The following is a 13,289-nucleotide window of genomic DNA, read 5'->3' on the forward strand; positions in this document are numbered from 1 at the left end:
GAGATCCGGCGATCGTGGAGCCCGGGGGCCGGGAACGGCGCCGGCGAGTCGTCCGGGAAAAGCAATTACTCGTGGTGCATTCTCACCACCGCCGTTTCTCGTGCGTGCTCGTCGGGGCACTCCGAAACGGAGACTAGTTTCGCGTTTCCTGCCGGGTCAACGAGAGTCGCTCACGACTCGGGATGGGCATTTTCCGATAGGGGTCATGTGGGGTTGCCGGCCGTCTCTCCCGCGCCCAGCCCGGGGGAACCCGAAAAGTCCAAAGGTGTCCCGGATCGTCCTGACATGCTGTGGGGCCGCTAGGGGTTGTGGGAAAAGCCCGTCGGCGCGAATTCTGAATAAGCCTCGCAGGCCCGGAGTATTCGCGCAATTGCGAATTCCATCTCGAAAGGCCGCACTGTCGCGGGCTGCTCAATGCCATCGTTCGTGGCCGTTTGCAATTCGTTTCCGACCGAGGCCGCTCAGGCCGGTTCGAAAGGCGGGTCAACATGCAGGGACTGATTCAGGTGGCCGGTGTCATCGACCAGGCGGAGGCCGACCTGATCCGCGAGGAAGGCGCGGACTGGCTCGGCTTCGCCTTGCGGCTGCCGGCGAAGAACGAGGACCTGTCCGAGGAGGACGCCGCGGCGATCGTCAAGGAGATCCAGCCGGAGCACAGGGGCGTCGTGATCACCTACCTGATCGACGCCGAGGAGATCAAGACCTTCTGCGAGGAGCTGGGCGTCACCGCGATCCAGCTGCACGGCGACGTGCCGGTCGAGGAGCTGCAGAAGCTGCGGCGCATCGCCCCCGACCTGTACGTGCTCAAGAGCCTCGTGGTCAAGCAGGACAACCTCGACGAGCTCACCACGATCGTGGACGACGCGGCCGAGTGGGTCGACATGTTCATCACCGACACCTTCAACCCGGCCACCGGTGCCAAGGGCGCCACCGGACTGCTGCACGACTGGTCGATCAGCGCCGAACTGGTCCGGATCTCGCCTCGGCCGCTGATGCTCGCCGGCGGGCTGAACCCGGACAACGTCGCCGCCGCGATCGCCGAGGTCCGCCCGGCCGCCGTGGACGCGCACACCGGCCTGGAGGACCCGGTGACCCGCCGCAAGGACCGGCAGAAGGTGCGCAAGTTCGTGCAGGAGGCCCGCAGGGCCTTCGCCCAGCTGGAGGCGGGTGAGAAGGCATGACCATCACGACGACGCAGGCGGCGGGCACCGCGAACGACACCGTGCATCTGCTGCCGCAGACCAGGCAGCTGCGGGCGCTGCACACGATCCTCCGCGACCGGAACGCCGACCCGGAGCGCTTCGTCACCACGTCGGCCCGGATCATCCGCCAGCTCATCGAGACGGCCCTGGATCTCCTGCCGTTCGAGCCGTTCGACGTGGAGACCCCGGTGGGGCGCACCTACCACGGCCTGCGGCCGGCCTCGCCGATCTGCGGGGTGTCCGTCCTGCGGGCCGGGGAGAGCATGGAGTTCGAGCTGCGGGCGATGTCGCCCGGAGTGCGGATCGGCAAGATCCTGATCCAGCGGGACAAGGTCACGAAGCTGCCGCGTCTGTACTACTCCGCGCTGCCCGCGGACATCGACCGGCGGAGCGTGCTGCTGCTGGACCCGATGCTGGCCACCGGCGGGACCGCGCTGGCCGCCATCGAGGTGCTGCTCAACCACGGGGTCGCGGAGGACGACATCGTCTTCGTCACCCTGCTGTCGGCGCCGGAGGGCATCGACGCGGTCCACGCGCGTTACCCGAACCTGCGGATCGTGACCTCGGCCATCGAGGAACGGCTGAACGAGAACGCCTACATGATCCCCGGCATCGGTGACTTCGGCGACCGGTACTTCGGCACGGACGTCACACGTTGAGATCTCCCCTCCCTGAGGGGAGGGGATTCCAACCGTCGCCGGTCAGATCTTCCCTGCTTCACCGGCGACAGCCCCCGGGACGAACCCACCCCAGGGTTTCACGTGGCCTCCACAGGCTTCACATCCCGCCGGTCCGGCGGTAGGCCCGACCGGCTTGCGGCGCAGCCCAGGCCGGTCACCCCGCGGGTGAGCGCGGGAAACGGGTGACGGCGCCGAGGGCCGCGGCTTCCCAGTAACCCTTGTCCGCCCATCGCAGGGGGAGGAAATGACTACCACTCCAGTCGCTGAAGCGAGGCGGGAACCACCCGAGGACATCTGTCTTCCCGATCTGCTCGACGCTCAGGCCCGGACGCGTCCCGACGCCACGGCGGTCGTCTGCGGAGAGCGGCAACTGACCTTCCGCGAGCTCGCGGAGGGCGGCGTGGCCCTCGGCGGGCACCTGCGGGAGCTCGGCGTGGACCTCGACGAATGTGTGGGGCTTTTCGTCGAGCCGTCGATCGACCTGATGGTCGGCGTGTGGGGGATCCTGCGGGCCGGCGGCGCCTACCTGCCGCTGTCCCCCGAATACCCGGAAGAGCGCCTCCGCTACATGATCGAGGACGCTGGCGTGCGGGTCGTCGTCACACAGGACGAGCTCGTGGCCAGGCTGACCGAGCTGGCGCCCGCCGGGACGAGGATCGTCACCCTGAAGGACGCGGAACGGTTCGCGGGTTCGCCCGGAGGCGACCGGCACCCGGGCCTGCGTTCCGGCAATCTCGCGTACGTCATCTACACCTCCGGCAGCACCGGCAAGCCGAAGGGCGTGATGATCGAGCACCGCAGCATCGTCAGCCAGATGCGGTGGCTGCGGGCCGATCACGGGATCGACCAGGACAAGGTCATCGTGCAGAAGACGCCGATGAGCTTCGACGCGGCGCAGTGGGAGATCCTCGCGCCGGTCTGCGGCTCCGTGGTCGCCGTCGGCCCGCCCGGGGTCTACCGGGACGCCGAGCGGCTGATCGACGTCATCAGGACGCACGACGTCACCACGCTGCAGTGCGTTCCGACGCTGCTGACGGCGCTGCTGGACACCGAGGAACTGCAGAGCTGCACGTCGCTCACGCAGATCTTCACCGGCGGCGAGGTCCTGTCCAAGCCGCTGGCGACGAGCTTCTTCGACACCCTTAGCGGGTGCGAGCTGATCAACCTGTACGGCCCCACCGAGTGCACGATCAACTCGTCGGCGTACAGGGTGGACCCGGCGACCGTCGACGAGGGCCCGAACGCGATCTCGATCGGCGCGCCGGTCGACCACACCGACTACCACATCCTCGACCTGGCCGGGGCGCCGGTGGCCGTCGGCGAGATCGGCGAGCTGTTCATCGGAGGCGTCCAGGTCGCCCGCGGCTACCTGCACCGGCCAGAGCTGACCGCCGAGCGGTTCGTGGACAACCCGTTCGGCGAGGGCAGGCTGTTCAAGACCGGCGACCTCGCGTACTGGAACGCCGACGGCACCGTCCAGTTCGTCGGCCGCGCGGACAACCAGGTCAAGCTGCGGGGGTTCCGGGTCGAGCTGGACGAGATCAAGCTGGCCATCGAGACCCACGACTGGGTCAAGCACGCCGCGGTCATCGTCAAGAACGACCCGCGCACCGGATTCCAGAACCTGATCGCCTGCGTGGAGCTGAATCCCAAGGAAGCGGCGCTGATGGACCAGGGCAACCACGGTGCCCACCACCAGTCCAAGGCGAGCAGGCTCCAGGTCAGGGCGCAGCTGTCCAACGCCGGGGCCCGGGACGCCGCGGAGCTCGACGGCAGGCCGGTGATCGACCTGCCCGGCAAGCAGGCGACCGCGCGGCAGCGCGGGCTGGCGTTCGCCCGCAAGACCTACCGGTTCTACGAGGGCGGGGAGCTCGGCCGGGGCGACATCCTGAAGCTGCTGGCCAGGAAGGTCGAGGGTGCGGGTTCCCGCGGCCTCGACGCCGTCGGCCTGGACACCCTCGGAGAGATCCTGCGCTACTTCGGCCAGCACCTCAGTGAGGAACGCCTGCTGCCGAAGTACGCGTACGCCTCGCCCGGGGCGTTGTACGCGACCCAGCTGTACCTCGAGATCAACGGGATCGGCGACCTCCAGCCGGGCTTCTACTACCACCACCCCGTGCACCACCGGCTCGTGCTGGTCGGGCCGGCCGCCGGGGGAGCGGAGCCTCGGGTGAGGCTGCACTTCGTCGGCAAGAAGCGGGCGATAGAGCCGGTCTACAAGAACAACATCCGCGAGGTCCTGGAGATCGAGACCGGCCACATGGTCGGCCTGTTCGAGGAGGTGCTGCCCCACTACGGCCTGGACATCAGGGCCCTGGAGTACGCGCCGGCCACGAAGGACCACCTGGACTGCGCCGACGAGGACTACTACCTCGGCACGTTCGAGCTGGTCCCGTACGCCGGGCCGCGTCCGGACGAGATCGACCTCTACGTCCAGGCGCACCCCGGGAAGATCGCCGATCTGCGGGCGGGCCAGTACGCCTACGAGAACGGGCGGCTGCGGCTGATCTCCGACGAGCTCATCCTCAAGAAGCAGGTCATCGCGATCAACCAGCAGGTCTACGACCGGTCGAGCCTCGGCATCTCGGCGGTCAGCAGGAACGACGAGGACTGGCTGCGCTACATCGACCTGGGACGCACGCTGCAGCGCCTGTCGATGAACGACGTCAACATCGGGTTCATGTCGTCCGGATACAGCTCGAAGTCCGGCGACGACCTGCCCTCGGCGCGCCGGATCGACGGCATCCTCCGCGCCAACGGCCGGCCCACCGGCCCGTCCTACTTCTTCATCGGCGGCCGCGTGAGCGACGAGCAGCGGCTGAGCGAGGGGATGAAGGAGGACTCGGTCCACATGAAGGGACCGGCGGAGATGATCAGGGACGATCTGATCAACTTCCTGCCGGACTACATGATCCCGAACAAGGTCGTCGTGCTGGACCGGCTCCCGTTCACGGCGAACGGGAAGATCGACGTCAAGGGGCTGGCCGAGTCCGACGTGACGAACGTGGACAACGCCGACCAGCCGTACGTCGCGCCGCGGACCATGACGGAGCGCAGGATCGCCGAGCTGTGGAAGAAGGCGATGAAGCGGGAGACCGTCTCTGTGCAGGACGACTTCTTCGCCTCCGGCGGCAACTCGCTCATCGCCGTCGGGCTGATCAACAAGATCAACCGGGAGTTCTGCGGCTCGCTGCCCCTCCAGGTGCTGTTCGAGTGCCCCACGATCGAGAAGCTCGCCCGGCGGCTCGACGGAACCGAGTCCGATGCGTGCTCCCGGCTCGTGCCGCTGCAGCGGGAGGGCTCGGACCAGCCCATCTACTGCTGGCCCGGCCTCGGCGGCTACACGATGAACCTGCGCCGGCTGGCCGCCAGGATGGGCGAGACCCAGCCCTTCTACGGGGTCCAGGCCTTCGGGATCAACCCCGAGGAGGTCCCGTACGCGACCATCGGCGAGATGGCGGCCGAGGACGTCAAGGCGATCCGGCGGCTGCAGCCGTCCGGTCCGTACACGCTGTGGGGATACTCGTTCGGCGCGCGGGTCGCGTTCGAGGCGGCCTACCAGCTGGAGCAGGCCGGTGAGCAGGTGGAGCACCTCTTCCTGATCGCGCCGGGCTCGCCGAAGGTCCACCTGGCGGGCACGTCCGAGCACGAGCGCGAGGCCGGCTTCGGCAACAAGGCCTACGTGACGATCCTGTTCTCGGTCTTCGCCGGCACGATCACCGGGCCGCTGCTGGAGCGATGCCTGGCCGAGGCCGTGGACGAGGAGAGCTTCGCCGCCTTCATCCACCGCAGCTTCCCCGACCTGGACATCGACCTCGTACGCCGGATCATGCGGGTGGTGGGCGAGACCTTCGAGTTCAGCTACACCTTCCGCGAGCTGGCCCGGCGGCGGATCAACGCACCGATCACCATCTTCAAGGCCAGGGGCGACGACTACTCGTTCCTGGAGAACAGCAGCGGTTATTCGGCGACGGCGCCGGTCGTCGTCGACCTGGAAGCCGATCACTACGGCCTGCTCAAGGAACCGGAGATCGACGAGCTGGTCGCAGCCATCACGGATCGTCTCGCGACCCACCGTAAGGAGATCATCATGCCGCACGTCAGCATCAAGCACTTCCCGGTCCCCCTCACCGAGGAGCAGCACTCCGACCTGGTCGCCGCGGTGACCAAGGCGATGACGAGCGCCTTCGGCTGTGAGGAGGGCTCGGTGTCGATCATCCTGGAGCCGGTCGCCAAGGAGCTGTGGGACGAGAAGGTCTACATCCCGGAGATCCTCAACCAGAAGCACAAGCTGAACAAGCTGCCGAACTACGGCCCGGCCGCGAACTGAGGGGCGACGATGACCCGGGAGCATGGGCCTGTCCCGCTGGTTTACAGCGAGGAGGTCGCGGACGCACTCGCCGAGGGCCGGCCGGTGGTGGCGCTGGAATCGAACGTCATCACTCACGGCCTGCGCTATCCGGACAACGCCGCGACCGCGCGGAAGGTCGAGGACGCCGTCCGCGCGGGCGGCGCGGTCCCGGCCACGATCTGCGTCGAAGGCGGGCGGATCAAGGTCGGGATGACCGACGAGGACGTCGAGCGGTTCGCCTCGACGTCCGGCATCCCCAAGGTCAGCAGCCGGGACCTGCCGGTGATCCTGGCCCAGGGCGGGCTCGGTGCGCTGACCGTGGCCAGCTCGGTGGTGGCGGCCGAGCTGGCCGGCATCCCGTTCTTCTCGTCGGCCGGCATCGGCGGTGTGCACCGGGGCGCGGAGAAGACGATGGACGTCTCCTCCGACCTGATCCAGTTCACCCGGTCGAAGGTGGCCGTCGTCTGCGCCGGAGCCAAGAGCATCCTCGACCTGAACCTGACGATGGAGTATCTGGAGACCCACTGCGTGCCGGTGGTGTCGTACCGGTCGGACGACTTCCCCGCGTTCTACTGCATCTCCAGTGGCATCCGCAGCCCGCAGCGGCTGGACGACGAGCGGGTGATCGCGCGGGCGGTGGAGAACCACTGGGCGCTGGGCAACAACAGTTCGTTCCTGATCACCACGCCGGTGCGGGAGGAGGACGCGATCGACGCGTCGGAGGTGGACGCCGCCATCGCCGGCGCGATGGCCGCCGCCGAGCGGGACGGCGTCCGCGGCAACGCGATCACCAAGTATCTGATGCGCGCCGTGGACGCGGCCACCGAGGGCCGCTCGTCCAGGGCGAACATGTCCGTGCTCGTCAGCACGGCCGAGGTCGGCGGCCGCCTGGCCGCGGCGCACGCGCGGTATGTCAGAGAGACCTCCTGATCCGAGCGATGGACCGCCCCGGAGCCCGCCCGCTCCGGGGCGGTTTCGCGTCCTGAAGGAGCCGCCTGCGGAAAATCAGCGGAAAATCAAGGGATAGCGCCGAGGCCGGTTCGCGCGGTACAAACGTCCCACACATTTTTTCAGGGCTTGATACAAGGCGGGCCCGCGAGAGAGCGCTCTCTCGGCTGCGTACGCAGCGGAAAGGACGAACCGTATGACGACCCAGACTTCTGGAACTGGGAGTCCCACGAGGCGGCGCTCCGGCCGCCGGTTGATCGGCCGGGCGTTCACGTTCGGTCTCGTGCTGACGACCGCCGTCATGACGGCGGGAACGACGGCCGCCACCGCCGCACCGGCCCCGGCCTCCGGAAACCACGGGCACCCTGGGAACCCCGGAGGAGCCCCCGACCTCGGGCCGAACGTCACCGTCTTCGACCCGAGCATGCCGGTCGACCAGATCCAGGCGACCCTGGACGCGGCGCACGCCGCCCAGGTCGACAACGAGATGGGCGCCGAGCGCCACGCCTACCTCTTCAAGCCCGGCACGTACGGCACCGCCGAGCACCCGCTCCAGATCAAGGTCGGCTACTACACCGAGATCGCCGGCCTGGGCGCCTCGCCCACCGACGTCGTCGTCAACGGCAAGGTCGAGGTCTACAACCGCTGCCTGGAGAACAACGGCACCGGCAACTGCCTCGCGCTCGTCAACTTCTGGCGCACGCTGTCGAACCTGTCGATCAACGTCAACGCGGCGGGCCAGGACGGCTGCCGGCAGTCGGCGAACTTCTGGGCCGTCTCCCAGGCGGTCTCCATGCGCCGCCTCAACGTCAGCGGCGGCACCCTGTCGCTGATGGACTACTGCACGGCCGGTCCGCAGTACGCCAGCGGGGGCTTCATCGCCGACTCGCGGCTGCCGTCCGTCACGAACGGTTCCCAGCAGCAGTGGCTGACCCGCAACACCGAGGTCGCCGGGTGGTCCAACGCCGTGTGGAACCAGGTCTTCTCCGGCGTCGTCGGCGCGCCGGAGGAGTCCGGGTTCCCGAACCCGCCCTACACCACCCTGGAGAACACCCCCGTCAGCCGGGAGAAGCCCTACCTGTACGCCGACGCGCAGGGCAGGCTCAACGTCCGCGTGCCCGCCGCCAGGAGGAACACGCGCGGCGTCTCGTGGGCCGGCGGCATGACGCCGGGCCGTACGGTGCCGTTGTCGGACTTCTACGTCGCGAAGCCGTCGGACTCGGTGCAGGTCATCAACAGCCAGCTCGCGCGCGGCAAGAACCTGCTGCTCACGCCCGGCGTGTACGACATCGCGCGGAGCATCGAGGTCAAGCGCCCTGACGCGGTGGTCCTCGGTCTCGGGCACGCCACCCTCACCGCCGTAGGCGGTGCGATTCCGCTCGACGTCGCCGACGTCCCCGGCGTGGTCGTCGCCGGAGTCACCGTCGACGCGGGTCTCCAGAAGTCTCCCGTCCTGCTGCGTGTGGGCAGGGAGCACGGCGGCCACCGGACCTCGCCGGACAACCCGACGACCCTGTCCGACGTGTACTTCCGGGTCGGCGGGCCGCACGTCGGCAAGACCGAGACCGCTCTCGAGGTCGACAGCGACAACGTGCTCATCGACCACACCTGGGTGTGGCGCGCCGACCACGGCGTCGAGGGCTTCACCGACACGCAGCGCTGGAACACCAACATCGGCCGGTACGGCGCCGTCATCAACGGCGACCACGTGACGGCGACCGGCCTGTTCGTCGAGCACTTCCAGCGGTACAACACCGTGTGGAACGGCGAGGACGGCACGACGATCCTCTACCAGAACGAGCTGCCGTACGACCCGCCCACGCAGGCCGACTGGATGAACGGCTCCGTGAAGGGCTACGCCGGCTACAAGGTCGGCGACCGCGTGAAGAGGCACAACCTCTACGGCGCGGGCGTCTACGTCTTCAACCAGAACAACCCGCAGATCCACACCGAGAACGGCTTCGAGGTCCCGCGGACCCCCGGTGTGAAGCTGCACCACATCATGACGGTCAACCTCAACGCCGGGACGATCGACCACGTCGTCAACGGCGTCGGCGACGCGGCCGACACGACCAAGGTCGGCGCGCCGGTGTACGTCGCGGACTACCCGGCCCGGTAGTCACCCGCGTGGGCCGGGGTCCCCGGACTCCGGCCCACCGCTCACCCACCCTCGCCGGACTCGCAGCGCCGCTTGAGGCTTTCCGCCTCCGTGCGTACGTACCTGCGGGTGCGGCCGCCGACCAGCAGGCTCATCAGCGGCGCAAGCGGTCCTGACTGGTCGATCCCGAGCAGGACCGACACCCCGCCGTCCCCGGGCGTGAGCACGTGCGTCCCGACCGTGGTGACGCCCCCGCCGGTCGCCTGCCAGACGAAGGACCTGCCGTCGGTGAACTCGGTCACCTGCCAGACCATCGGGGGAAGTCCCGGCTGCTTGATCCGCACCCGGCTGCCGAGGCCCAGCGGGCCGTCGCCGAGGTGCTCCTTCGTCTCCGACCCGACTGGCCCGGCGGCTCACGTCAGAGCTGCGGACGCCCTCACGATGATGCGGTCATTCCCTGCGGTCGATCAACGGGAGGAGGCACCACCCTGCGGCCGGCGGCCGGCGACGAGGTGGGCGTAGACGATGACGTTGTCGCGGTAGTGCCCACTGGCGGTGTCGAAGGCTCCGCCGCAGGTGATGAGGCGCAGGCCGGGGAACTTCACCATGCCGTAGACCTTGCGGGTGGGGAAGCGGTCCTTCGGCACGCTCTCCAGGGAGTCCACCTCGAAGATCGCCTGGGTGCGGTCCTTCCTGGAGATCCGCACCGTGTCGCCCGGCCGCAGGTCCCCGAGCCGGAAGAAGACGCCGGGCCCCTTCTTCGAGTCGACGTGACCGGCGATGACCGCGGGACCGGGTGAGCCCGGTGACGGACCGAGGCGGTACCACCCGGCCTCGTCGACCCTGTCGAGGGGCGGCACCTCCAGCGTCCCGTCCGGGTTCTTGCCCAGCGTCATGAGCGTGGTCCGCACCCCGATCTTCGGGATCTCCAGCATGACCGGCGGTGACGACGACAGGGCACGCGAGGTGGCCTTCGGGTGCGCCCGCGGGGTGGAGACGCCGACGGGCGGCGCGGGCGGTGCCGCCTGACGGTCGCCGGAGCGGCCGACGGCGACCGTGACGGCGACGGCGGCCACGGACAGCCCCAGAAGGACGGCGACAGCGGCCCTGCCCATTTCATCACCGTTCCTGTACTGAAATCCCTTGGCTTATCGTATGTCGCCTTGATGTCAACCAGTCACTTCCATCACGCGTGTAACCTCTTGGACGTAGTCACCACAATGCGGCGGTTTGCTGGGAGCTGGACGGTTTTAAGTGGTTCAGTCGGAAACTCTGCCCAGGCCGCCGGAGATCGGGCGCGGCGGACATGCCGTCACGCCGGTCCATCCGGGAAATCTCGCGGAGGCTGGCACGGGCCGGCACCGGGCCGTGAAGGGCGCCGACGGCAACTGGGACCTCCCGGAGGTCGACCCCTCGCGCATGCACGTCACCGTGCTGGTCCCGGCACACGACGAAGAGGACCAGATCGCCGAGACGATCACGTCGCTGCACGGCCAGCGGCGCAGGCCCAACCGCGTCATCGTGATCGCGGACAACTGCACCGACAGGACCGCGGACATCGCACGCGCGCACGGCGCCGAGGTGATCAGGACGGTCGGCAACCGTCACAAGAAGGCGGGCGCGCTCAACCAGGTGCTCGAAGTCCTGCTGCCCCAGCTGGGGTCCCGGCACGCCGTACTGGTCATGGACGCGGACTCCGCGCTCGATCCCGGCTTCATCCACCATGCCGTTCTGCGGCTGGCCACCGGCGAACTGGCCGCGGTGGGAGGCACCTTCACCGGCAAGCCGGGCGGCGGCATGGTGGGCATGTTCCAGCGCAACGAGTACGCGCGCTACGCCCGGGACGTGCGGCGGCTGCGCGGAAAGGCGCTGGTGCTCACCGGGACGGCGACGCTCTTCCGCGCGCTCGCGCTCAAGGAGGTCGTCAAAGCCCGCCGCGGCGGTCGTCTCCCCGGCCGCGACCAGGTGTACGACGTGCGCGTCCTGACCGAGGACAACGAGCTCACCCTGGCGCTGCTGCACCTCAGGTTCCGCATCCTGTGTCCCGCGGAGTGCACGCTCACCACCGAGGTCATGGAGACCTGGAAGGACCTGTTCAAGCAGCGGCTGCGGTGGAAGCGGGGAGCGCTGGAGAACCTCACCGACTACGGCTGGACGCGGGTCACGTTGCCCTACTGGGGCCGTCAGCTCCTGTCGCTGATCGGGATCATCGTGATCTTCGCGTACCTGGGCGCCACGGCCTGGTCGATCGCGGTCACGGGCACGCTCAACTTCCATCCGCTCTGGGTGGCGGTGACGGGTGTCTTCATGGTCGAGCGGATCGTGACCGTACGGAGCAGGGGCGGCAGGCAGATGGCCGTCGCCGCCCTGCTGTTCGTCGAAATGATCTTCGATGTCTTCTTGCAGGTCGCACAGGCGAAAGCCTTCTGGGACGCCGCATGGCGTCGGGAAAGGAAATGGTGAATATGTACAACAACCCACCCATCGGGGGCGTCGCGGCGGGCTTCGGCGGCGCCGCGCTGACCGCCCCGTTCATGGGCTGGAACGCGCTCTGGATCGCCCTGGGCCTGTTCACGCTGGTCTCGGCCGCGGTGGCGGTCAAGCGGATCATCCCGAAGCGGGAGTCCTGACCCCGCAGGCGCAGACCCGCAGGGCGGGGACGGCCGGTCAGCCGGAGCCGGTGTCCGCGGCGTGGGCGCCGCGCTCCACGATCTGCTCGTGCCGTCCCTCGGCCTCGTCCGCGGCCGCCCCGCCCCGGCGCAGGACGGCGGCCGCCGCCGCGACGGCGGGCGCCAGGATGACCGCCGCCGCGATGTTGACCGCGCGGAAGCCCCCGGCGGCGAGGATCGGCCCGGCCAGCGCCGCCGCCGCGGCGCCCGCGTAGTTCATGCCGGCGTCGGTGGCGCCCTGCAACGGCACCCGGACGCGGTCGGACGCGGCGCCGGTGAGCAGCGCCGACCCGGAGATCATCGACGCCGACCAGCCCACGCCGAGGACGGTCAGCGCGAGCGCGGTGAGAGTGCTGCCCTCCGAGGCGGACGCGGCCACGAAGCCGAGCACGACGGCCGCCGCGAGCATCAGCATCCCGGCGCACGCCGTGCGGACCGCGCCGAGCCGGTCGGCCAGCCAGCCGAAGACCGGGCTGAAGGCGTACATGCCGAGCACGTGCAGGCTGATCACCACGCCCACCAGCTGCAGTGACATGCCGTGGTGCTGCATGTGCAGCGGCGTCATCACCATGACCATGACCATCATCGCGTGCGCCACCGCGATGAGCACGACCGCGAACCGCGCCGCCGGGTCGGCCGCCGCCCAGCGCAGCGCCGCCACCGCTCCCACCGGCTCGCGGCTCTTGTCCGCCTCGCCGGCGGCCGGCGCGGACGACCGTACGGCGGGCTGCCGGAGGAACAGCGCCACCACCGCGCCCGCCAGGGCGAAGGACACGACCGAGAACACGTAGGGGCCGGCGAGTCCGGGCAGCCCGAGCCACCGGCCGAACCGGTCGGCCACCTCGCTGAGGTTGGGGCCGGCCACGGAACCGATCGTGGTCGCCCAGATGACGATCGACATCATCCTGGCCCGGGCGCCCGGGGCCGCGCCGTCCGCGGCGGCGTACCGGGACTGCAGGTTCACCGCCTGCCCGACGCCGAACATGGCCAGCCCGGCCAGCAGCACGACGAGCTGCGCGGCGACGGCGGCCGTGACGATCAGCACACCGCCGAGCACGGCGATCGCGTACCCCAGGGCGAGCGAACGGCGCCGCCCGTGCCGGGCCGCGACGCCGGCCAGCGGCACCGCGGCGACCGCCGCGCCGAGCACGCTCGCGGCCTGCCCGAGCCCCGCGACGGACGTGCCGCCCAGCCGCTCCAGGAGCAGCCCGCCGACCGCGATGCCGGAGGCGACGGCGACGCCGCCGAGCAGGTTGCCGGTGACGAGGACGGCGATGCGCCCACTGCGCTCCTCGCTCGGCACGGACTGCACAGCCGGCACCACCTTTCCCTCGCGCCGGT

The 13,289-nt window shown here is 69.5% G+C and carries 9 protein-coding genes and 1 pseudogene; 7 read left to right on the forward strand and 3 right to left on the reverse strand.

The annotated features are described in order from the left end of the window. The first annotated feature begins 488 nt into the window (after positions 1-488). From ACQEVJ_RS02875 to ACQEVJ_RS02895, 5 genes are all read left to right on the forward strand, one after another. Positions 489-1,181, forward strand: a complete 693-nt coding sequence (locus ACQEVJ_RS02875; RefSeq protein WP_433096859.1) for a phosphoribosylanthranilate isomerase — start codon at positions 489-491, stop codon at positions 1,179-1,181. Further along, positions 1,178-1,861: a uracil phosphoribosyltransferase gene (upp, locus tag ACQEVJ_RS02880; protein ID WP_433096861.1), complete on the forward strand. Its 684-nt coding sequence runs from the start codon at positions 1,178-1,180 to the stop codon at positions 1,859-1,861. Before ACQEVJ_RS02875 ends, upp begins: the two co-directional genes overlap by 4 nt. A gap of 265 nt (positions 1,862-2,126) precedes the next feature. Continuing rightward, positions 2,127-6,212, forward strand: a complete 4,086-nt coding sequence (locus ACQEVJ_RS02885; RefSeq protein WP_433096863.1) for an amino acid adenylation domain-containing protein — start codon at positions 2,127-2,129, stop codon at positions 6,210-6,212. A 9-nt stretch (positions 6,213-6,221) separates the two neighbouring features. Further along, positions 6,222-7,163, forward strand: a complete 942-nt coding sequence (locus ACQEVJ_RS02890) for a pseudouridine-5'-phosphate glycosidase (protein ID WP_433096865.1) — start codon at positions 6,222-6,224, stop codon at positions 7,161-7,163. Positions 7,164-7,377: 214 nt separating this feature from the next. After that, entirely contained in the window at positions 7,378-9,300 is a 1,923-nt protein-coding gene (locus ACQEVJ_RS02895; RefSeq protein ID WP_433096867.1) for an adenylyl cyclase, read from the forward strand. Between the two features lie 41 nt (positions 9,301-9,341). Here the strand turns inward: ACQEVJ_RS02895 and ACQEVJ_RS02900 are convergent. Both ACQEVJ_RS02900 and ACQEVJ_RS02905 read right to left on the reverse strand, forming a co-directional pair. After that, positions 9,342-9,659 (reverse strand): annotated as a pseudogene (locus ACQEVJ_RS02900) (SRPBCC family protein); the annotation flags it as partial. Positions 9,660-9,746: 87 nt separating this feature from the next. Next, positions 9,747-10,394 carry a class F sortase gene (locus tag ACQEVJ_RS02905; RefSeq protein WP_433096869.1) on the reverse strand — a complete coding sequence of 216 codons (648 nt, stop codon included), beginning with the start codon at positions 10,392-10,394 and terminating at the stop codon, positions 9,747-9,749. Between the two features lie 253 nt (positions 10,395-10,647). Between ACQEVJ_RS02905 and ACQEVJ_RS02910 the strand changes: the two genes are divergently transcribed. Both ACQEVJ_RS02910 and ACQEVJ_RS02915 read left to right on the forward strand, forming a co-directional pair. After that, positions 10,648-11,742, forward strand: coding sequence for a glycosyltransferase family 2 protein (locus ACQEVJ_RS02910; RefSeq protein ID WP_433096871.1), 1,095 nt, complete (start codon positions 10,648-10,650; stop codon positions 11,740-11,742). A gap of 2 nt (positions 11,743-11,744) precedes the next feature. Then, on the forward strand, positions 11,745-11,909 hold the full coding sequence (locus ACQEVJ_RS02915) for a hypothetical protein (protein WP_183543708.1): 165 nt from the start codon (positions 11,745-11,747) through the stop codon (positions 11,907-11,909). Positions 11,910-11,946: 37 nt separating this feature from the next. Here ACQEVJ_RS02915 and ACQEVJ_RS02920 read toward each other — a convergent pair whose 3' ends face one another. Next, a complete protein-coding gene (locus ACQEVJ_RS02920) occupies positions 11,947-13,269 on the reverse strand; it encodes an MFS transporter (protein WP_433096874.1) in 1,323 nt (440 codons plus the stop codon). Positions 13,270-13,289 lie beyond the last annotated feature (20 nt).

The sequence above is a fragment of the Microbispora sp. CA-102843 genome, assembly GCF_050936215.1.
Lineage (GTDB): Bacteria > Actinomycetota > Actinomycetes > Streptosporangiales > Streptosporangiaceae > Microbispora.

Coding starts and splice junctions, on each gene's coding strand:
- ACQEVJ_RS02875 (WP_433096859.1), top strand. CDS start 489: ATGCAGGGACTGATTCAGGTGGCCGGTGTCATCGACCAGGCGGAGGCC.
- upp (WP_433096861.1), top strand. CDS start 1,178: ATGACCATCACGACGACGCAGGCGGCGGGCACCGCGAACGACACCGTG.
- ACQEVJ_RS02885 (WP_433096863.1), top strand. CDS start 2,127: ATGACTACCACTCCAGTCGCTGAAGCGAGGCGGGAACCACCCGAGGAC.
- ACQEVJ_RS02890 (WP_433096865.1), top strand. CDS start 6,222: ATGACCCGGGAGCATGGGCCTGTCCCGCTGGTTTACAGCGAGGAGGTC.
- ACQEVJ_RS02895 (WP_433096867.1), top strand. CDS start 7,378: ATGACGACCCAGACTTCTGGAACTGGGAGTCCCACGAGGCGGCGCTCC.
- ACQEVJ_RS02905 (WP_433096869.1), bottom strand. CDS start 10,394: ATGGGCAGGGCCGCTGTCGCCGTCCTTCTGGGGCTGTCCGTGGCCGCC.
- ACQEVJ_RS02915 (WP_183543708.1), top strand. CDS start 11,745: ATGTACAACAACCCACCCATCGGGGGCGTCGCGGCGGGCTTCGGCGGC.